This is a genomic window from Pseudonocardia tropica (genome assembly GCF_040105315.1).
Taxonomy (GTDB): domain Bacteria; phylum Actinomycetota; class Actinomycetes; order Mycobacteriales; family Pseudonocardiaceae; genus Pseudonocardia; species Pseudonocardia alni.
This window is the reverse complement of record NZ_JBEDNP010000030.1, coordinates 1-19,225: the sequence shown is the minus strand read 5'-3', so window position 1 is coordinate 19,225 and position 19,225 is coordinate 1. Positions and strand designations below refer to the sequence as shown.

Sequence of the window (19,225 nt, the reverse complement as noted above, 5' to 3'; positions counted from 1 at the left end):
GTGGTGGTCCTTCCTGGAGTTCCTTGGTCGGTACTCGAGAAAGATCACGCGGTGGCCGTCTCACGTCACGACGCCACGCCGCTCACCAGCGACGAACCCGTACACCACCTCCGCGGACGTAACCCCCTGGGCCGCGGGGTCGGCGCTGGTCGGGTGGGTGCACTCGCTGCGGCTGCCCCGCGATCACTACGTCCGTCTCGACGCCAACGACTACTCCGTGCTCACCCGTCGGCGGTCGGACGCAGGGTCACCGTCACCGCCGATCTGGACCAGGTGCTGGTGTCCTGCGACGGGCGCCGCGTCGCCCGCCACCGCCGTTGCTGGGCGCGGCATCAGACCCTGACCGACCCCGCTCACGCGGCCGCCGCCGCGGCGATGCGCGCCGCCCGCACCGCCGCGCTTGAGCGAACCTCCCCGGCCGGGGTCGAGGTCGAGCAGCGCACCCTGTCCGACTACGACCGCATCCTCGGGCTGAGCGAGGTGTCCTGATGCCCACCAAGACCAGCACCGGCTCGACCCCCACGAACTCGACGGGACGCAATGTCGCCTCGGAGATCGCGTTCCTGACCCGGGCGCTCAAGGCGCCGTCATTGGGGGCGGTCGAGAGGTTGGCCGAGCGAGCCCGCACCGAGGGCTGGACCCATGAGGAGTTCCTGGCCGCCTGTCTGCAGCGTGAGGTCGCAGCCCGCGAGGCCCACGGCGGCGAGGGCCGGATCCGGGCGGCCCGGTTCCCGGCGCGCAAGTCGTTGGAGGAGTTCGACTTCGACCACCAACGCTCCCTCAAACGCGACGTGATCGCCCACCTCGGCACCCTGGACTTCATCACCGGCAAGGAGAACGTGGTGTTCCTCGGCCCACCCGGAACCGGGAAGACCCACCTGTCGGTCGGGCTCGGGATCAGGGCCTGCCAAGCCGGGCACCGCACCGCGTTCGCCACCGCCGCGCAATGGGTCGCCCGCCTCGCCGAGGCCCACCACGCCGGACGACTCCAACAAGAACTCGTCAAGCTGGGCCGGGTCCCGCTGCTGATCATCGACGAGGTCGGCTACATCCCGTTCGAGGCCGAAGCGGCGAACCTGTTCTTCCAACTCGTCTCGTCCCGCTACGAACGCGCCAGCCTGATCGTCACCTCCAACAAGCCCTTCGGCCGCTGGGGCGAGGTGTTCGGTGACGACGTCGTCGCCGCAGCGATGATCGACCGCCTCGTCCACCACGCCGAGGTCATCTCCCTCAAAGGCGACAGCTACCGCCTCAAAGACAGAGACCTCGGCCGCGTCCCCGCAGCCACCAAGACCAACGACTAACAACCATCAACCGAGGGGGTCCGTTTTCGGCCGTCGCCGAGGGGTCCAGATTCAGCCGCCGTTGACACGGAGAAGCAGGAGCCTCGGGCTGGCGATGAGTAACGTGCCGTCGGAGGTCCATCCCCTGTGATGAACGAGCAGAGAGCTGGCATGCCCGATAGCGGATCGAGCTACGAGGTGGAAGCTGTTGCTGCCCGGTACCGGGCGCTGGCTGAGCGGATGACTGCTCGCGTGGTCAGCATCGACGACACAGGGTGGGTACAGCCGTCGCCGTGCGAAGGATGGACCGCGCGAGATGTCATCGACCACGTAGTCGAGGTGCAGCGCTGGCCGCTGCGGGCCACCGGCACGAACGTCGAGGACATCCCGTCGTGTTCCGTCGATCCGGTCGGAGCCTGGACCGCGGCGAGCAGCAAGCTCGTCGCGCTGCTCGAGTATCCAGGCCGGGCCGCGATCGAGATCGACGTGGCTGTCGCCGGGTCGATGTCCGCGGCGGCCGCTGTGGACCTGATCGTCTGCGGTGACCTGGCCATCCACACCTGGGATCTGTCGCGCGCGACTGGACAGGACGAGCGCATGGACCTGGCCGAGGCCGCCCGCGTTAAGACCCAGCTGGAGTTCCTCGGCGATGCCATCCGCGGCCCGGGCCTGCACGGCACCCCGCTCGCCCCGCCAGCGGGCGCGGATGCGCGCATTCAACTGCTCGCCTACGCCGGACGACGAGCCTGGTGACACCGGGCGGGCACCCGAGGACACCACGAGCCGAGCCGACCGAGCACGCCACTTCGGTCGATCATCGCTCTCCTGCCCAGACGCTACGGCAACGAAGCTTGCGTGCCCGTGAGGCGGGCGAGCATCCGGTGGCGGAAGTCCGTTGAGCGCCGCGCCGCCGAACCACGACACGGGCTCCAGGTGACCGAACGGCAAGACCGTCTAGAGACGTTGTGAGACCCGCTTATCGAGAACGCCCGAGCCGGGAGGAACCCGGCTCGGGCGTTGTGTGTCCGGGCCCGCTAACACCGGGCCCGGCGCTCCGCGGACGCTACACGCGGTGGAGTAGATACGAATCCCCATCAGGGGGCCGGCGTTCCACACATCACGGTCTGAGGCGAGGCACTCAATGGTGCCGGGTCATTGGCGAAGCAGTCGTGGGCGGCATGATGACCGCCCGCATCTGAACCGTTCAGCTGCCGGCTCGAGTGGACACTGGTTGGGCGATCGGAACGCGGCCTGACGGGTAGGCGGCAACGTGGAGCCGACTCCCGTCGGAGATCGTCAGCCTGCATCGCCGCTCACGATCCTGCCTGGTCAGACGGTCATGCCCTGCCTGCCTGGAGAGGCCACTCCTGCCCAGCCCTTGGACGAGGTACGGGATGACTTGGAACGACATCTGCCCGTAACGTCCCGACCGGCGCCACGAGCTGCCGGAATCGACGGGTCGAGAGTTCCTGGAGGACGCGCGTGGCGGCTCTCTCGCGCCGACTCCCGCAGTTCCGCCCGATCCTCGCCGGTGCCCGGTTGTCCGACCGGCTGTTCGCCTGTGCCGGGGCGCTCGCGGCCATCTCGGTCGCCGGTGCCATCGGGGCGCTCGTCGTCGGGCCGGGCGCGGCGTTGCCGTTCATCGTCGCACCGGTCGGGGCGTCGGCGGTCCTGGTGTTCGCGGTGCCGTCGAGCCCGCTCGCGCAGCCCTGGCCGGTCATCGCGGGCAACGTCGTCTCGACACTCATCGGGGTCGGGGCGCGGCTGGTCGTACCCGACGTCCTCGCCCAGGCGGGGCTGGCCGTCGCCGTGGCGATCGCGACGATGTCGCTGTTGCGCTGCCTGCACCCACCCGGAGGGGCCGCAGCCCTGACGGCCGTCATCGGCGGCAGCGTGATCACCGGAGCGGGCCCGCTGTTCGCCCTGTTCCCGGTCGGGGTGAACTCGGTCGTCCTGGTCGCGATGGGGTGGCTGTTCCACCGCCTGTCGCGGCACCCCTACCCACACCGGACGGCGCCGTCCGACCGGGCCGATCGCCGCAGCTGCTTCCGGGCCGACGACGTGGACCGGGCGCTGGCCGAGATCGGCGAGACGTTCGACATCGACCGCGACGACATCGGTCTGCTGCTGCGCGAGGTCGAGACCCAGGCGCTCGTCCGGCAGCACGGCGACCTCGTCGCCGCGGACGTGATGTCGCGCGACACCGTCTCGGTCCGGTCGGGCGACGATCCGACGACGGCGCGGGACCTGTTGCTCGAGCACGACGTCCGGACGGTGCCGGTGCTCGACGACGACGGCGCCGTCGTCGGCACTCTCGGGCTCCGCGAGCTCGCGCACCCCGCGGGCACCGTCGGCTCGATGGCCTCACTACCGTCGACGGCCTCGGCGGACACGCCCCTCGCAGCGCTGAGCCGCATCCTGACCGACGGACGCACGCACGCCGTCGTCATCGTCGACGAGCGGAACCGCCTGCGCGGCATGGTCACCCAGACCGACCTGCTCATCGCGCTGTGCCGCATCCTGGCCGATTCGGCGTGACAAGCCTCGAGATGCGCGGCGTCCGCGCACATCGGCGGCTCGCCACTCGTTCGGTAAGTGCGAAGCAGGTTTCCGCCTGATGTGGGGCGGTCGCGACCCGGCATCCAGCCCGTCTTCACGTGTCATCACTGCGCATCCCCGAGCGCCACAGTCCCAGATGCGGCGCGAGACGCCGAGCCGTTGTGGTACCGCCGCGTCTCGATCAGATAGCCGTCACGGAGTGCGACGGTCGAGGGGCTGCAGCCCTGCAGGACGACCGCGCAGGTGTCCTTCTCGGTGCCGCGGCTGCGCAGGATGCCCTCAGCTTGTGGTGGTAGCGCTACGATGTCTCCTGTGAGCGAGGCGTTCGAAGTGTCGCCCGACGATCCGGATGGGGTCGCGGCCGCGATCGAGCGTGCGTCGAAAGGTTCACGAGTTCGCGTCGTCCGTCAGGGCCACGCCGTCGCCGACATCGTTCCGATCGCCGCGGCCGGGCCGGGAGAGCTGCGTCCTGAGCGGCGCGACTCTCGCCACGACCAGGTCGTGCGCGACCACGCCACCCGGTTCGGCGCTCCGACCTTGGAGCATTACCGGCGCATCTACGCCACCGCCGGCCGTGAGTGGCCGGGCGAGGATCACATCCGAGCGCATTACCCCGTGGCGGACGTGTCCTGAGCACTCAACCTGCGCTTACCGCGAACACTGTGAGCGGGAAGGTCCTCGACGCGAGCGCGCTCGACGCCTACGCCAACGGGCATCTGGGCATGGCTACCTGGTACGCCCTGGCCTGGGAACTGGGGCTCACGTTCGTCGTTCCGCGTTTCGCTCGTGACGAGGCCCTCTGTCTGCGGCCGGGCCTCGTCGCCGAGGTTGACCTGCTGCTCGCCGCGCCCTATGTCGTCCTGACCGACTCCCCCGCCGAGGCAGCCCGTCTGCTCGACGAGACCTCCGCAGCCTCGGTGTACGACCCGCTGGCAGCGTCCGTAGCCGCCTTGTGCCGGGAGCGGGGATGGCCGGCGCTGTCCACGGACCCAGAGCGACTGCGTCGCGTCGACCCGTCGCTCGAGGTAGACCTGCTCTGAGACGGGAACGGCCAGCGTCACTGACCCTGGCCCTGTGCATCACGCCGACCGCCAGGCCGACCCTCAGATCAACTGGCCGCTACTGCACAGCGCCCATCCAGTCGCGGCGGGCCCGCCGGTAGGCCGTGCACGGCGCTGTGCTGCAGGCTGTTCACCGCGCGGTAGTAGCGCATCGTCGTGCCCTGCCGCTGACGCCCCGGCCCGGCAACTACCGCGCAGCGCAAACTGGACATCCCTGAAGGGGGCTCGGTCTCAGGAGGCCGGGTACTGCTGGGCGCCGAGCACCCGGGCCAGGTGGGCGGCGTTGCGGCCCAGCGTCGCGGTCGTCGCCGCGACCGGTTCCGGGGTCTGGTCGAGATCCTTGTAGTCGACCGGGTTCATCGCTTCGGAGTTCCAGTAGGTCGCTCCGCCTGCGGGGATGGTGAACCCCATGTCGTTGAGTGCCTGGAACGAGTCGGCGACGATCTTGTGTGCGCCGTCCTCGTTGCCGACCACAGCGACGACCGCGACCTTGCCGAACAGTTCGGGTCGCCCCTGGTCGTCGGTTTCGGACAGCTCCGCGTCGAGCCGCTCCAGGACCCGCTGTGCCACGCTCGACGGGTGCCCGACCCAGGTCGGGGTCGCGAACACCAGGATGTCCGCGTCATAGATCCGGCTGCGGATCTGCGGCCACTGGTCACCCTCGCCCATGTCGGCCGCGGTGCCGGGCTTCACGTCGTAGTCGGCGACCCGCAGCGTGTCGCCGGCGACACCGTGATCGGCCATGGCGTCGAGCACCTGTCGGGCCATCACCTCGCTGCTTGAGGCCTGCGGGCCGGGCTTGAGGCTGCACACTAGTGCGAGGGCACGAATCTCGTGGTCCATGACCAGCTGCGTACCCGAAGGACCGTGCTTCACGCGTCGGCGGGCGGGAACGGGATCGAGGCGACCGCCCCGGCCACGATCAGCTCCAGGCTGCCCTTCACCCACCACCGCGATGCGACAGCAGCTCTGCGCTGCACCTTCCATGACCCGCGCCAGCGCCGCACCGACCCCCGGGCCACCGGGACCACCGAGCGGATCGCCTTCGCGTGTAGTAACAGGCCCCACGCTGGGGGTCTTAAGCTCATACCGCCTAGACCAGGCGCGGCCACGGCGCTCGCGCACCGTGACCGCTCATAGAGGAACGCGCGGGGCGCGAGGTGACGACGGCTAGCACGGCCAGATCGCGTCGCCTGGCGCAGCACGTACTCCGCGAGGCAGGCCGATACCGGGTGACCGACCGGGGCCGCGATGGCGGGCGCGACGCGTTCCCGGTCGGTCACCTGTGGTGTCGCCGCCTCAACAGGGGTCAAGCGGCGGCACCGGATCCGCGTCTGTCGACCTCCTGATCTCCGTGGTCTCGCGTGGAGCTGACACGCTGACGCGGACCGGTAGAGCTACCCCCATCGGGCCGAAGTACACAGCCTGCAGCGAGGGCGATTGCTCCGGCGCCGCGCCCGAACCCCCGATCCACGAGACAGCGCGCCGGCGTGGCGCCCGCAACACCGAGCCCCGCCCGCGGAGCGGGTGAAACCGCGTGAGCGGCGACCTGCCGCGGACGAGAGGACTCATGCTCGCTGCTGGGAGCGTTCGCCGGGTGGCGCAGGCTGCCGCATGGTCGCAGGCCCGGCCCCGGCGTTTACCCCCGGGAACGGATCGACGCGGTCGGACGAGCCGAGCACGGCGCGCTCAACGGCGGCGCGCCCCGGTCGGCGAGGGTGAACGTGGGCCGAAGGGCCGTATCCCGCCGCCGCCACCACCGCCCCCGTCGCCGGCGCCGCCGCCACCGGAGCTGCCGTGACCGTCGACCGGCCCGGCGCTGTGGCCGGGCAGCACCGAGGCCAGCACGAGCAGCACAGCGATGACCCAGACCACCTGCCCGGACAGCGGCCCGGCGAGCGCGGCCAGCCCGGTGGTGAGCGCGACGAGCTGCAGATCGGGCTGTGCGACTAGGTCGACGAGCCGATCGATGGCTCCGGCGCCCGTCATCCGCATAATTCCACGTACCCGATTCGTCGGCCTGACGCACATGACACTGTCGTCTGCGCCATACTGGTGCAGCGTGATCGGCCCCGACGTGCCCCTGGACCGCGCTCAGACCGACTCCGGACTGATCATTGTGACCGTCATCGGCGGGCGGTCCGTCCCGGTCGTCGGTCGCGGTCTGCCGGTCATCCTGGCCGGTCCCGCCGTGCAGGTGCTCTGGCTCCTGGCGCTGGCGGTAGCCATGCTTATGCGGCGGCGACCGGCCTCTGGACCCGGCGGCGGTGACGGAGGATCGGGCGGCGGCCTGATCGGGCCGGACCTGTTCAGCCCCGTCTGACCGAGCCCCCTACTGCTCGCCCGGCTCGTCCCGGGTGCCGTGAAGGGGCCGCTGTCTGCTGTCGCGCCACCGGTCGGGCACCGAGTTCGAGGCGCGTCAGGTTCGCACCGGCGAGGGCCGCCGAGAGTGTCGCTCGCCGGGATGCCGGCGGCGTCAGTGGTGGCGGCGTCAGTGGTGGCGTCGCTGGGCCTGGGTGCTCACCTCGCGGGCGACGTCGACGAGCTTGGCGTCGGTGTTCTGGGAGGCTTCGACCAGGATCGCGAATGCCTGATCGTCGTCGACATCGAACCGTTCGATCAGGACGCCCTTGGCCCGGTCGATCACGTCCCGGCTCTGCATCGCCCGGTGCATCTGCGCCGCGCGCCGGGCGCCGAACAGCGCGATCGCGGTCTGCGTGGCGAACGCCTCTCCCGCCAGCACACTAACCTCGGTGAACGCGTCGGTCTCACGGGCGTAGAAGTTCAATGCCGAGCCGGGCTCCTCGGGCGGAGCCATCGCGAACGACAACAGGCTGCCCACCCCGGCCGCCACGGCCTCGCCGGCCCACCGCGGCCACCGCATCCGCCCGGTCACCGCCATATCCGCGACCTCGATCACCTGATCGTGCCCGGCGACCTGCACCACCGTCGACATCTCGTCGACCCCCAGAGCGATCCGCGATGCCAGCACACACGGGCCCTCGCCGAGATCGGCCTGACGCCGGTCGAGCTCGGCCACCCACGACGAGCTGGGCACCCGCGCCGACACCCGCCCGTCCCGCCCGACCTGGGTGATCCCGGCCCCGTCCGCACCGGGAACCGCCCGCGCCGCCGCCGCCACCACCTCGGCCAGGACATCCTCAGGCGAGCGCAACCGGCCACGCAGAACCGACCGGGCGGCCCGGGCCAGCGCCGCGGTCAACTGCTCCCCCTCGACCGGATCCATCTGGCGGGCTCCCTGCTCCTCAGCCCCGCAGGGGCTCACTCCCGCCCACCCCGGCGGCAGGCCACGGCGCCTCGATTACGGACGTGATAGCCGACTGTTGATCTCACAACCGTACCCAGATCGGCGGCCATCCGCCGATCGGTCCGAGCCGACTCGACAGACAGCTCAGCTGGTATCAGGACCGCCTTGCGCGACGGTCGCCCGCCACCTGTGAAGCGTGTCGCGATGAGTCGGCTACCCTGCGCACCGTCCGGGTTGCGGTGCGAGCCACCTTCGGCGGTGCGCCAGCCGGCCCGGGCGCCCTGTCCGGCCGACCCCTCAGATGCCCCGGCCGGTGCGTCACCGCGGCCGCCGGCCGCCGCCCCCGATGGCGGCCACGCGGCCGCGGTGGGCGGCTCCTCGGTGACGGCACGAGCTGCCAGTCGGGCATGTCAGAGTCGGTGGCTGCGATGCACCGGTGGCTTCGTAGAGGTTCCACCAGATCTCGCCGCCGGTGGGGTGTTACGCGGTGTCCAGCCCGCCGCCCTCGAAGACGACGTCCGCCACGAGTGCACCGTCAGGGCTCGTGGGGTCAGCGCGTGATACCGACGGGCTCCTGAGCCACGGCGCGGCTCACGCACGCAGCGTCTGGGCTGTCCGCGCGGCGCGACCGTCACGGCTGGGCTTGGGGGTCCGGGTCGATCGCGACCGAGAGGTGCGCTGCCGCGCTGCGGTACTCGCGTACCCGTTGCCGGGCCGGCGCCAGCGCGGCCCGGGTCGCGGAGAGTCGGGCCGTGATCTCCGCGATCCGCGTGGCGGGGTCCGCGCCCTCGTCGTCGGCGAGAAGCCGGTGGTCGCCGTAGTGCTCGACCTGGCGCTGCAGCACCTGCAACGCTTCGTCGGTGCGGTCGAACAGCTCGGTCAACGCCCACCCCCACGCATAGAACTCGTCGTGGCTCGGATCTAGGTTCGACCTCCTGGGGGTTGCGGGGCCCGAACACGCTGAGCGCGACCCCGGCCGAGCCGGTGGCAAGCGGTAGGGGCGCCCAGACGTCGGCAGCGATCGCGGCCGCGCGTGGGTGGGAGCGGGCGGCGCGGCGTAGCGCCGCGGTGGACAGGTCCACCGTCATGCCGTGTGCGGCGGGCAGGGCGTCGAGCACCGGTGCGAGGTAGTGGCCGGTGCCGCCGGCGAGGTCGACCACCAGCCTGATGCCCGCGGGGGCGTGCTCGACGGTGAGAGCGGTGATGGTCGAGCGCAGCGGCCGATAATGGTCTCCGGCCAGGAAGGCTTCGCGGGCGGTGACCATCGCGGGGGTGTCGCCGTGGTGGCGCCGGCGCCCGGGCAGCAGTGACAGATGCCCGGGCCGGGCGATGTCGAACGCGTGCCCGGACGGGCACCGCATGGTGCGGCCGGCGCGGTTCAACGGGCTGGCGCAGTGCGGGCAGGTCAGCCACGTCGCGACCGCGTCGAGTGCGCGGCGGGCGTCGTCTGCAGAACGGTGGTGCTGGGTGGGGTCGGCGCAGCGGCCGGCCAGGGGTGGGGTGTCCACGATCGCGTTGTCCCTAAGAACGAGTGAGGACGCAGCGGTGTCACGTCTGGACGACGAGCCCAGGTCGGCACGGGTCAGAGGCCGCCGAACCCCTCAGAGACGGGGTCGGGCGGCGGGGTGCACCGCCGTCAGGCGGTGCGGGGACGCTGCGCGAGCGGAAGCCACATGAGACTGAACCTACTACCAGGCAGCGAGACCGCGCACGGCCCGCCCGGCGATCGCGTTCCTGTCGTCTCAGCTGTCAGACTCAGACGATGGGACCTGCTCCACCCCACGATCGCGGCCACCCTCCGATCGACTTCCCGTTCTTCGGAGTCTTCCCGTGGAAGGGCCCGACCTGGGTCGAGTTCTACGAAGGCGCGCTCGGCTACCCGATGACCACCCTCTGGCTCGGGCACCGGGTCGAGAACGGCCGTGCCCACATCTCCGTAGGCACGAACACCTACCGACCCGGCGGACTCGAACTGGGCGAGGAGCTCGCCTTCGGCAGCCTCTTCACGTTGTCCGAGCGCATGCGCCCAGACCGAACCGCCGTCGAGTTCCCCGAGGGCTTCAACAAAGCCCAGATCGACCACGTGTACGAGTCCTCCCAGGGGTGGCGGGAATGGCCCACCGTCCCGTGCGAGGTCGACGGACGGGAAAAGGTCCTGTCCCACCGCCGCTACGCCTGGGGCTGGGCCGGGTTCATCTGCGACGTCGGGGTGGCCGGGGTCAAGCTCGTCGCCGTCGACGTCGAGCCGGACATCATCGCGTTGCGAACGGTCAGGACACCGCAGACCTATGGCTTCGACCCTTCGCAGCGGCTGTCCGTCTCCGATCTCCACGAACAAGCGGACCTGGCCGGGGACGCCCGTCTGCCACTGCCCTGGGCCGACACGGTCCATCCCGACCAACAGGCGCTGATCGACCACCACGGTCTCGGGTGATGAAGACGGGACCTGCTGCAGGGCGCTCGGAACTCGCGGTCGGCGCTGCGCGTGCAATCGGTGGGTACGCGATCGTCGTCGACCGGTGCCACCCGTTCGCCGCCGCGGTCGACACCGACGGAGCAGTCTGCGCGACGGCCTCGTGGGCTCATCTGCTGTCCCCGCCGAACGCGTGGCACCACCCGCGGCGCCGTCTGCTGCACCTCGACGCGACCTCGGTCGCCGTGCACGACGTCGGCACCGCCACGGCCGTACGCCTGACCGTCGGCCGCGACGGATCGCTCGGCGTCGAACCGGTCGCCCTCGCCGGACTCTCATGGCCCACCGAGCAGTACGTCCCCCTGTGGCGGGCCCGCACGCCCCTGACGCCGGGGCCCGGCTGGCTGCTGGGCACCGACCTGCGGCAGACCCGGTGGTGCTGGTGGGCGACACACCCCGCCGTGCCCGCCCCGGAGCACGGAGCTGACGGATCGATCGTCGCGTGGGCCGCACTGCCCGACGACGTCGCCGTGGCCGCTGTGCAGCACACTCACAAGCGGCCCTTCGACCTGCGCCCGCGGGTCTCTCTGCGGCTGTTCGACATCCGTCGCTGGCCCTCACGCGTTCTGCCCGCCGTACCACTACCCGCAACCGCCCGCTGGCGACTCGACCACCGCCGTATGCCCACCGCTCCAGCGAGCACACCGAGTGCCTACGAACACTCCGCCGCGGCGAAGCGAGCCGACGCCCTATCAGCCAGCCGCGCCGCCGCCGAACGCGACGCCCACCGGCTCCTCGAACGCGGCTACACCGACGCCCGGGTCACGCTCCCCGACGGACCCAGCGCCCACGATCCACGCATCGTGCTCGACTTCCACTCCCCCGACCATCCCGGCCGACTGTTCCGACGCGTGGACCATCCCCTCGACGAGCTGGGAAGCCCCGGCGGCGGACTCCACGACCTCACCGTGATCCTCGACGAGGACCTCAACGCCGGCCTGCTCGACGAGATCGTACGCCGAGATCCGGACACTGACCTCGTCTACATCTGACCGGCTCCTCAGCCCGACGGCGCCCGCCGACATGGGGGTCTGTCCCCCGGACATGGAGCTGGTGAGCACAGTGAATGGCCCAGGTCCGGTGTCGGCGCCCCCCCGCTACGGTCTGAAGCGTGTCCCAGACCGAGCCGCAGATCACCGCCGCTCTGGTCCGTGAGCTGCTGCAGGATCAGCCCCCGGATCTGGCAGCCCTGCCGCTTTGTGAGGTGGAGGACGGCTGGGGCAACCAGATGTGGCGCCTCAGCGACGAACTCGCCGTGCGGATCCAACGCATGGACGCCACCCCGGAGCCCCAGCTCAAGGAACGACGATGGTTACCCCGACTCGCTCCGCACCTGCCGTTGCCGATCCCCGTCCCGGTACGCACCGGTGCACCCTGCTGTCGGCCCCTGCCCACGGGCGTAGAGCCTGTGAACCTGCCCGCGGGTACCGGAAGTGCGCCGGTGAGGACCTCGACGAGCCGCCGCTTCTGGACCGGCCTCCAGACCGTGTCTTGAGCTGTTAGCGGGCCCCGGCCGTCAATTGGCGTATGAGCGCTCTCGAGGTGCCCACCCCGGTCTGGCCGGCGGCGAACGCCCGCCGGACCGGAGCTCAGCCACCTAGGACCCGCTTGATGACGCGCCGTCGATGTAGGCCGGCGCGCGGGACTATCCGCTGAACTGGGCGGGCTGTGGCCGCGTCGTCGGCGCGGCCTTCTCTGGCGCGGACGGCGAGGTGCTCGAGTTGTGGTCGCGGTAGGCCTCGACGACCTCGGCAGGAATGCGGCCCCGCTCGGAGACGGAGTATCCGTTCTCACGCGCCCACACACGCACCGCCTGGTTGTGGCGCCGAGCCTCGCTCGAGCCCGCCCCCGCGGCAGCCTCGCGACGGCGTACGCGCCGGCCACCTCCTGCGGTTCGCGCGGCGGACACGAACGGGGCGAGCTTGTCCCGGAGCGTCGCGGCGTTGGCCGCATTGAGGTCGATCTCGAACTGCTTTCCGTCGAGGGTGAAGGCGACGGTCTCATCAGCTGCCGCGCCGTCGAGGTCATCGACCAGCTGTACCGTTTCAATTCGCGCCACTGTGTCACCCTTTACTGTATTGATGCTCGGCGCCGAGGGTAGTGGATGCTCTGCGGGAGACATGCCTTCCCCCGGATTAGCGATCCTGCGGGCCAGTGTTGTCGTGATGGCCCGGGCGGTGGCGCTTCCCGGGTGATAGGCGAGGTAGGTGGCCAGGATCCGCAGGGCGGTCAGTGCCTCGTTCTCCCGCTCGACCCACTCGCTCCGGCGGGCGTCGCATGCGTTGCGGAACGCTGATTGAAGCTCACGGGACAGGGCGGTTCCTGCCACGATGACGGGGTCTGACATCACGGTCCTCTCGCACAGCACCGGGGATAGGGCTCAGTGTGCGACAGGGGGCCGACAATTCTTTAGGCCCGCCAAGCCAGGCTCGGCGGACAAACCGACAGGAACGCGTTGCCGACCCGGCACAAGCGGCACGCCCCTCGAGAATCGGGCCGACGTCCAGGCGGAGGCGCTGCTCAGCTGTCGCTGGAGGCTGGCCGCGACCGGGGTAGCTGACGGAGTGGCCTGATGAGGCGGACGAGCATGGTGTGCAGGGCGGTGGTGTCACCGGCCAGCGAGAGTGCGGACGCGCGGTTGTTCTCGGCGGGGTCCATCGCGGTCCAGCGCAGCTCGTAGCCGGCGTCGTGGGCGAGCTGGGCCAGGAACGCCCGCTGGGTGCGCCCGTTGCCCTCCCGGAACGGGTGCAGGGCGTTGATGTCGCCCAGTAGCTCGGTCAGGCCGTCGATGAAGCCGTCGAGGTCACGCCCGCGCAGGACCTGCTCGGAGTGGAGGCGGTCGAAGATGTCGGCGGCGGAGGTCTCGAGGTGTTGAGGGAGGCAGAACAGCTGTCCCTTGCCGATGGACACGGTGCGCAGCTGCCCGGCCCAGTCGTAGAGGTCGCTGAAGATGTGGTGGTGGAAGTCCTGCAGGTGGTCCAGGTCGTAGCGTCCGGGCAGCGGCGCCTGGCGCAGCTCGATCAGGCGTAGCGCGGTGAGCTCGGCCTCGGCCTGGGCGAGCTCTCCTGGATCGGTGATCCCCAGCCGGTTCCGCAGAACGCCGGTGGCGAGGTCGAGGTAGGGGTCCGGGCCGGTCAACGGCGGTAGCGGGCCAGGACACGCTCACGAGCCTCGCCGGTGGTCAACGAGCCGGCAGCGACGCCGTCGAGCAGCGCCAGACCCTCCGCGCTGGGCTCCAGGCCCTCGGCCCGGACCGAGGCAAGGGCCTCGTCGACATCGGCGCGTCGCTGCGCGACCCCGATGAGCTGTTCGTAGCGGGCCACCGACATCACCACCGCCTCGGGCTTGCGATGAGCACCGACGAACACCGGCTCGGCATCGGGCTCCTGCACCCGCTTCAACGTCGCCGCCAACGCCGTACGGAACTCACGAAACGACAACACCTCAGGCACCCACACACCGTCCAGCGTACCCGAACGCGTACACACTCGAGTACGCGCCGCGGACTCGTTGAGGGCCAGTGCAAAGCACAGCGCACTGAGCCCTACGCCGATCTGGACTCCGGCCGTGTAAGCGCATCGATCAGCAGGTCGGCAGATCAAGCATCAGAGACGCCACCGACAGGTAGAACGGTGCGGGCACCGGCGGGCGACGCAGCCGGGAGACCCGCCCGAGCATCAGGCGGGGCCATCGCGGGGCGTCCCGGACGCCCGTCAGCAGCACCGTGACGCGAGCGGGATTGGAAGGATCGAAGGCGAGCCCCGGTCCGTAGGTTCCGCGGGCCATCCAGATTGGAGTACCCGGCGCGTCGGTGTCGAGGAACCGCCGCGGTTGCGACCAGTCCGCGCGGTCGGCGCTGGGGTGTGCCGCTGTGCTCCACCAGAGGCCCTGCGGCGGGAAGCCGCCCGTGTTGTGCAGGTCGGACCCGCGTGCAAGCAGCATCACCCACCTGTCGCCGCGCGGCGCGATCGCGATGTCGAAGAAGCCCTCGTCCGGCCCGGCGAACACGCGCGGCGGTGTCCAACCGGTCAGGCCGTCCTCGCTCTCGACGCATTGCAGCTCGTAGTCGGGGTGCTCGCCGGGACCGATCTCGTGCGGGTTGGCCTGATACCACATCCGGTAGCGACCCCCGGAGTGAACGACGCGCGGTTCGAGCACGCTCCATCGCGGGCCGCTGCCCTCCAGCACCGGCGCTCCGCGCCGCCGCCACTGGCCGTCGACGTGCTCCAGCACGCCGATCGCGTACCTGCTCCCGGGCCCGTAAAGCTTGGCGTTCGCCCGGCCCGAGTAATAGATCCGAGCGCCGTTGCTCGCAGCCGGCGGGACGTAGCTCGGGGTGTGCATGCCGGCAGCGTCCCAACTGCCCTTCGGCGGGTCGGCGGCCAGCGGTCGGGCCCGGCCCCGAGGGTCGCAGTCGACCCGCCATGGACCGCCGGGGCCGGTCGCCTCGTCGACCAGGTGCGCGCGGAACAGGCGGTTGCGGAACGTGGTGGTGAAGCCGCCGACGAACAGGGTCCACCGGCCGTCGACGAGGTGGACGTTCGGGTCACCGACACCGAGTAGCCCTCGCGGCATCGGACCGTCAAGCATGTCCCACAGCACAATCGGCGCGGGGCTACCCTGGGATCGCCACAGATCGGGCTGGTCGGCGTTCATGAGTGCGACCTCCTGGCTGGAGACGCGCGGCAGCGCGCTGACTCCCCTGCGGATCAGGTAGGTCGGTTCCAGAAACTACCGCGGTGTCCGGTTCGGCAGCAACCGGCTCACACGATGCCTACGTTCCTGCGGCCCTTACGTCCCGATCGCTCACGATGCCCCTCCGCGGCTGGTCCAGCTACTCGCTCAGCAGGTGCTCGAGCAGGTCACTGATGCCCGGCACCGCAAAGAGCACCTCGGCGCCGTCCAGGTCCGGCGGCAGCGTCCGGGCAGGTCCCGGCAGGAGTGTGCGCACAGCGCCGGCCTCGGTCGCGATCAGGCCGCCGGCCGCGACGTCCCATGGGTGCAGGGTCTCGGTGTGCGCATCCAGGCGTCCGGCGGCAAGCCAGGCGAGGTCGAGAGCGGGCGAGGACGCCCGGCGGATGTCCTGGCAGTGCGTGATCAGTCGGCGGATGCGTTCGACGAGCGCGTCGATGTCGGGGCGGACGTGCGGGAACCCGGTGCTGACGATCGCGTCGGCGAGCGAGCCCCGGTCGGTCACCCCGATCGGGGCTCCGTCCAGAGCGGCTCCCCGCCCGAGGATCGCGGTGAACGTCTCGTCCAGCAGGGGAGCGTGTACCACGCCAGCCTGGACGACGCCGTCGATGGCAAAGGCGATCGAGACGGCGACGTAGCGGTGCCCGCGTGCGAAGTTCGCCGTCCCATCGATCGGGTCGACGATCCACAACGGTCCCTCGCCGACGACGGGCAGGTCACCGGACTCCTCGCTCAGCACTGGGACGCTTGGGAAGCAGCTGCCGAGTACGCCCCGGATGATCCGGTCCGAGCGCAGGTCGGAGTCCGTGACCGGCTCGACGCCGTCCTTCATCTGCAGTACCGGCCCGCCGTCCGCCTCGCCCCAGGAGGACATCCCCCGACCTATGCTTCAGCACATGCCCAGCTACGTAGCCCTGCTCCGTGGAATCAATGTCGGCGGCCGAAGCTCGGTGCCGATGGCCGACCTCCGGACGGTGTTCGAGGACCTGGGGTTCGAGGACGTCAGTACCTACATCCAGAGTGGGAACGTGCTGTTCACATGCCCGGAGGAGCGTTCAGGACTGGCGGCCGAGATCGAGCAGGCGCTCGCCGCGCGTTTCGGCAAGCAGATCGCTATCCTGCTCCGCACGGCCAGCGAGCTGGCCGAGGTCGCCGCGACCCGTCCCTTCGCTAACAGTCAGGACGACCACACGAAGCTGCTCGTCACGTTCCTGGCCTCGACCCCTGAGGTTCCCGCCGGCCCGCTCGAGACACCTGCCGGGGAGACCGGGGAACTGGTTCTAGCCGGTCGTGAGGTCTATGTCCACACTCCCGACGGGTACGGTCGAAGCAAGCTCGGCAACACCTACTTGGAGAAGGAGCTCGGCGTCGCTGCGACCACCCGGAACTGGAAGTCCGTGCTCGCGCTGCGAGATCTCCTCGCCGGGCGGGCCTGACCTCTATGGTGAGGTGACTGACCGGCCGGGTGTCGTAGGGTTGCGTTCCTCGGCCATTCATCGATGGGAACGGGAATGCGGCAAATCGGCGTGGCGGAACGGCGAGCACGGCTGGCAGTCCGGCACCGGCTCGCAGGACACACTCAGGTCGACGGCCCGCTGGAGGCTACAGAGGCCGTCGTAGCGTTGCACGCTACTGATCCGGCCACGGTGTATCTCTCCGCGCTCACCCGGATGACGGGGGGCGAGGTCGCCACGATTGAGAAGGCCCTTTACGAAGACCGATCGCTGATCCGCATGCTGGGCATGCGCAGGTCTATGTTCATCGTGTCCCGTGAACTCGCTCCCGTCGTCCAAGCGTCCTGTTCCCGCACGATCGCGGCGGCCCAGCGCAGGAGATTGGTGAAGCTCCTCGACGGCGCGGGGGTGGGGCCTGCTCCGGGCGACTGGCTCGCCGACGTCGAGACGTCGGTGGTAGCCGCCCTGCGTGCCGCGGGCGAGGCCACGGCCGCCGAGCTCGCCGAGGCCGAACCGCGGCTGCGCACATCGCTGGTGATGGCGGAAGGCAAGCCATACGAGGCGACGCAGAACATCACCAGTCGGGTGCTTTTCCAACTTGCCGTCGACGGCCACATTGTGCGCGGCAGGCCACGGGGCGGGTGGACGACCAACACCTACCGGTGGTCGCCGATGGAGTCGTGGCTGCCGGGGGGATGCCGGAGCTGGATGGCGGCGCCGCGCGTGCCGAGCTGGTGCGTCGGTGGCTCGCAGCCTTCGGACCCGCGCCGCAGTCGGACCTGAAGTGGTGGACCGGGCTGGGGGTGCGTGAGTTGAAGGCCGCGATCGCCGCGGTCGGGGCGGTGGAGGTCGGGATCGGCGCAGATGAGCCGGGCCTAGTGCTGCCCGACGACGTCGACCCGGTCGAGGCGCCCGAACCGTGGGCCGCGCTCCTCCCGGGCCTCGACCCCACCCCGATGGGCTGGCACCAGCGTGACTGGTACCTCGGACCGGATCTGGCAGCCGCGATCGTGGACCGCACCGGCAACATCGGGCCCACGGTGTGGTGGGACGGGCGGATTGTCGGCGGCTGGGCCCAGCGCCGCGACGGTGAGATCGTGCATCGGCTGCTGGCGGACGTGGGGGCTGAGGGGGAGGCAGCGGTGGCAGACGCGGTCGCCGCGCTCGCGCGGCGGATCGGGCCGGTGCGGGTTACTCCCCGGTTCCCCGCACCGCTGGACCGCGAGCTGGTGGCCTCCTGACGAGCGCGGCCGCGCCGCCTCAGCGGCTCACCGCCCGCCAGTACTGGCGGACGGCGAGCGGCACGAAGATCACGAGCAGCAGTGCGGTCCACAGCACGGTGGCCAGCACCGGGTTTTGGAGCGGCCACGCGGTGGGCGGCACCTCGGCGCCGGCGTTGCCGAACAGCTCGCGGGTGGCCTGAACCAACGCTGAGATCGGGTTCCAGGTCGCCACCACCTGCAGCGGGCCGGGCAGGCTCTCCAGCGGCACGTAGGCGTTGGAAAGGAAGCCGAGCGGGATCGCTACTGTGAAGCTGGCGTTGCTCACCACCTCAGGCACCGGCATAGCCAGGCCGATCGTCGCCATCACCCAAGACAGCGCGTAGGCGAAGGCCAGTAGTAGCGCGAAGCCGAGCAGGGCGTCGCCGCTCGAGGTGTTGATCCGCCAGCCGACGAGCAGGCCGAGAACCGCCGTCACCAGGATCACCAGGCTGTTGTTGGCCAGGTCGCTCGTCGTGCGGCCGACCAGCACAGCTGAGCGGGAGATCGGCATTGACCGTAGCCGGTCGACGATACCGCTGCGGATGTCCGACGCCATCGCTGTGCCTGTCGTGACCGCCCCCATGAGCAACGCCTGGACGAAGATCCCGGGCATCAGGTACTCGCGGTAGCCGACGCCGGGCGTGTCGATGGCACCGCCGATGATGAATCCGAACAGGAGAGTCATCATGATCGGCGCCACCGCGGAGTTCACCAACAGCTCGGGCACCCGCAGGATCATGAGGAGATTGCGGCGCGCGATCACCGTGCCGTCGGACAGCGCGCGAGACAAGGTGCTCATCGGCCGCCCTCCGAGTCGGGGACTGGCGTGCCTGACGGCTCTGGGTGGTCAGTGAGCGCGAGGAACACCTCGTCGAGGCTGGGTCTGCGCAGCGCCGCGTCGAGCACCTGGACCTGCTCCGTGCGCAGCCGACGCACGCCTTCCAGGAGCGCGTCAGCCCCGTCTGTGACCGGCGCCGCGAGCAATGCCCGCTGGGGGTCGACCTGCACCGGGCCCGAAGCCAGCGAGTCCAGGAGCTCCCGCGCCGTGAACCGCCCCGGCGTGTCCGGAGAGCTATCGGGTTGAGTGCTCTGACTCGGGCTGGCCGATGTGTTGACGGTAGTGCGCGGCCTCCAGCTCGGCCGGGGGCAGGTCCGCGGCAGCGGAGTGCAGCC

Annotated in this window: 21 protein-coding genes and 3 pseudogenes; 12 read left to right on the top strand and 12 right to left on the bottom strand. The window is 70.5% G+C overall.

Annotated elements, in window-relative coordinates; genetic code table 11:
• Nucleotides 1-148 precede the first annotated feature (148 nt).
• The 6 genes and pseudogenes from WHI96_RS26170 to WHI96_RS26145 form a co-directional block, all read left to right on the top strand.
• Nucleotides 149-489, top strand: a pseudogene (locus WHI96_RS26170) (Mu transposase domain-containing protein); the annotation flags it as partial.
• A complete protein-coding gene (istB, locus tag WHI96_RS26165; protein ID WP_345645683.1) occupies nucleotides 489-1,304 on the top strand; it encodes an IS21-like element helper ATPase IstB in 816 nt (271 codons plus the stop codon). The pseudogene WHI96_RS26170 and the gene istB, both read left to right, overlap by 1 nt.
• Nucleotides 1,305-1,433: 129 nt before the next feature.
• A complete protein-coding gene (locus WHI96_RS26160) occupies nucleotides 1,434-2,036 on the top strand; it encodes a TIGR03086 family metal-binding protein (RefSeq protein WP_345645688.1) in 603 nt (200 codons plus the stop codon).
• 729 nt (nucleotides 2,037-2,765) lie between these two features.
• On the top strand, nucleotides 2,766-3,821 hold the full coding sequence (locus tag WHI96_RS26155) for an HPP family protein (protein ID WP_337826584.1): 1,056 nt from the start codon (nucleotides 2,766-2,768) through the stop codon (nucleotides 3,819-3,821).
• A gap of 333 nt (nucleotides 3,822-4,154) precedes the next feature.
• Nucleotides 4,155-4,475 carry a hypothetical protein gene (locus WHI96_RS26150; protein WP_161152560.1) on the top strand — a complete coding sequence of 107 codons (321 nt, stop codon included), beginning with the start codon at nucleotides 4,155-4,157 and terminating at the stop codon, nucleotides 4,473-4,475.
• 29 nt (nucleotides 4,476-4,504) lie between these two features.
• Nucleotides 4,505-4,882 (top strand): hypothetical protein, encoded by a 378-nt coding sequence (locus WHI96_RS26145; protein WP_161152561.1) that lies wholly within the window; start codon nucleotides 4,505-4,507, stop codon nucleotides 4,880-4,882.
• Between the two features lie 252 nt (nucleotides 4,883-5,134).
• Here the strand turns inward: WHI96_RS26145 and WHI96_RS26140 are convergent, their stop codons facing one another.
• The 3 genes from WHI96_RS26140 to WHI96_RS26130 form a co-directional block, all read right to left on the bottom strand.
• Entirely contained in the window at nucleotides 5,135-5,746 is a 612-nt protein-coding gene (locus tag WHI96_RS26140; RefSeq protein ID WP_345645670.1) for a flavodoxin family protein, read from the bottom strand.
• Between the two features lie 29 nt (nucleotides 5,747-5,775).
• Nucleotides 5,776-5,991: a hypothetical protein gene (locus WHI96_RS26135; RefSeq protein WP_349302467.1), complete on the bottom strand. Its 216-nt coding sequence runs from the start codon at nucleotides 5,989-5,991 to the stop codon at nucleotides 5,776-5,778.
• A gap of 601 nt (nucleotides 5,992-6,592) precedes the next feature.
• The gene (locus tag WHI96_RS26130; protein ID WP_345645667.1) at nucleotides 6,593-6,892 is read right to left on the bottom strand and encodes a hypothetical protein; all 300 of its coding nucleotides are present in this window, start codon (nucleotides 6,890-6,892) and stop codon (nucleotides 6,593-6,595) included.
• A gap of 73 nt (nucleotides 6,893-6,965) precedes the next feature.
• Here WHI96_RS26130 and WHI96_RS26125 point away from each other — a divergent pair, with 73 nt between their 5' ends.
• Nucleotides 6,966-7,226, top strand: a complete 261-nt coding sequence (locus WHI96_RS26125; RefSeq protein ID WP_345645664.1) for a hypothetical protein — start codon at nucleotides 6,966-6,968, stop codon at nucleotides 7,224-7,226.
• Between the two features lie 168 nt (nucleotides 7,227-7,394).
• Here the strand turns inward: WHI96_RS26125 and WHI96_RS26120 are convergent, their stop codons facing one another.
• The 3 genes and pseudogenes from WHI96_RS26120 to WHI96_RS27995 form a co-directional block, all read right to left on the bottom strand.
• Nucleotides 7,395-8,126, bottom strand: a complete 732-nt coding sequence (locus WHI96_RS26120; protein WP_349302466.1) for an ANTAR domain-containing protein — start codon at nucleotides 8,124-8,126, stop codon at nucleotides 7,395-7,397.
• Between the two features lie 676 nt (nucleotides 8,127-8,802).
• Nucleotides 8,803-9,054: a hypothetical protein gene (locus WHI96_RS26115; protein WP_345645658.1), complete on the bottom strand. Its 252-nt coding sequence runs from the start codon at nucleotides 9,052-9,054 to the stop codon at nucleotides 8,803-8,805.
• 418 nt (nucleotides 9,055-9,472) lie between these two features.
• Nucleotides 9,473-9,679, bottom strand: a pseudogene (locus tag WHI96_RS27995) (putative RNA methyltransferase); the annotation flags it as partial.
• A 254-nt stretch (nucleotides 9,680-9,933) separates the two neighbouring features.
• Between WHI96_RS27995 and WHI96_RS26110 the strand changes: the two are divergent.
• From WHI96_RS26110 to WHI96_RS26100, 3 genes are all read left to right on the top strand, one after another.
• Nucleotides 9,934-10,605: a hypothetical protein gene (locus WHI96_RS26110; RefSeq protein ID WP_345645655.1), complete on the top strand. Its 672-nt coding sequence runs from the start codon at nucleotides 9,934-9,936 to the stop codon at nucleotides 10,603-10,605.
• Nucleotides 10,605-11,636, top strand: a complete 1,032-nt coding sequence (locus tag WHI96_RS26105) for a hypothetical protein (RefSeq protein WP_345645652.1) — start codon at nucleotides 10,605-10,607, stop codon at nucleotides 11,634-11,636. The genes WHI96_RS26110 and WHI96_RS26105 overlap by 1 nt, the downstream gene beginning before the upstream one ends.
• 119 nt (nucleotides 11,637-11,755) lie before the next feature.
• Nucleotides 11,756-12,139 carry a phosphotransferase gene (locus WHI96_RS26100; protein WP_345645650.1) on the top strand — a complete coding sequence of 128 codons (384 nt, stop codon included), beginning with the start codon at nucleotides 11,756-11,758 and terminating at the stop codon, nucleotides 12,137-12,139.
• 150 nt (nucleotides 12,140-12,289) lie between these two features.
• Here WHI96_RS26100 and WHI96_RS26095 read toward each other — a convergent pair whose 3' ends face one another.
• The 5 genes from WHI96_RS26095 to WHI96_RS26075 all read right to left on the bottom strand — a co-directional run bounded on the left by WHI96_RS26095 (nucleotide 12,290) and on the right by WHI96_RS26075 (nucleotide 16,168).
• Nucleotides 12,290-12,703, bottom strand: coding sequence for a histone-like nucleoid-structuring protein Lsr2 (locus tag WHI96_RS26095; protein ID WP_345645686.1), 414 nt, complete (start codon nucleotides 12,701-12,703; stop codon nucleotides 12,290-12,292).
• 461 nt (nucleotides 12,704-13,164) lie between these two features.
• On the bottom strand, nucleotides 13,165-13,782 hold the full coding sequence (locus tag WHI96_RS26090) for a Fic/DOC family protein (RefSeq protein ID WP_345645648.1): 618 nt from the start codon (nucleotides 13,780-13,782) through the stop codon (nucleotides 13,165-13,167).
• The gene (locus WHI96_RS26085) at nucleotides 13,779-14,102 is read right to left on the bottom strand and encodes an antitoxin VbhA family protein (RefSeq protein ID WP_349302465.1); all 324 of its coding nucleotides are present in this window, start codon (nucleotides 14,100-14,102) and stop codon (nucleotides 13,779-13,781) included. The genes WHI96_RS26090 and WHI96_RS26085 overlap by 4 nt, the downstream gene beginning before the upstream one ends.
• A 124-nt stretch (nucleotides 14,103-14,226) precedes the next feature.
• On the bottom strand, nucleotides 14,227-15,300 hold the full coding sequence (locus WHI96_RS26080) for a glycoside hydrolase family protein (protein ID WP_345645643.1): 1,074 nt from the start codon (nucleotides 15,298-15,300) through the stop codon (nucleotides 14,227-14,229).
• 178 nt (nucleotides 15,301-15,478) lie between these two features.
• On the bottom strand, nucleotides 15,479-16,168 hold the full coding sequence (locus WHI96_RS26075) for an inositol monophosphatase family protein (RefSeq protein ID WP_349302468.1): 690 nt from the start codon (nucleotides 16,166-16,168) through the stop codon (nucleotides 15,479-15,481).
• A gap of 64 nt (nucleotides 16,169-16,232) precedes the next feature.
• On the opposite strand from WHI96_RS26075, the gene WHI96_RS26070 reads away from it, so the two are divergent.
• The gene (locus WHI96_RS26070; RefSeq protein ID WP_345645637.1) at nucleotides 16,233-16,772 is read left to right on the top strand and encodes a DUF1697 domain-containing protein; all 540 of its coding nucleotides are present in this window, start codon (nucleotides 16,233-16,235) and stop codon (nucleotides 16,770-16,772) included.
• A 63-nt stretch (nucleotides 16,773-16,835) separates the two neighbouring features.
• Nucleotides 16,836-18,031: pseudogene (locus WHI96_RS27990) on the top strand (winged helix DNA-binding domain-containing protein).
• A 19-nt stretch (nucleotides 18,032-18,050) separates the two neighbouring features.
• Here WHI96_RS27990 and WHI96_RS26055 read toward each other — a convergent pair.
• On the bottom strand, nucleotides 18,051-18,851 hold the full coding sequence (locus tag WHI96_RS26055; RefSeq protein ID WP_345645628.1) for an ABC transporter permease: 801 nt from the start codon (nucleotides 18,849-18,851) through the stop codon (nucleotides 18,051-18,053).
• Nucleotides 18,852-19,225: the final 374 nt, after the last annotated feature.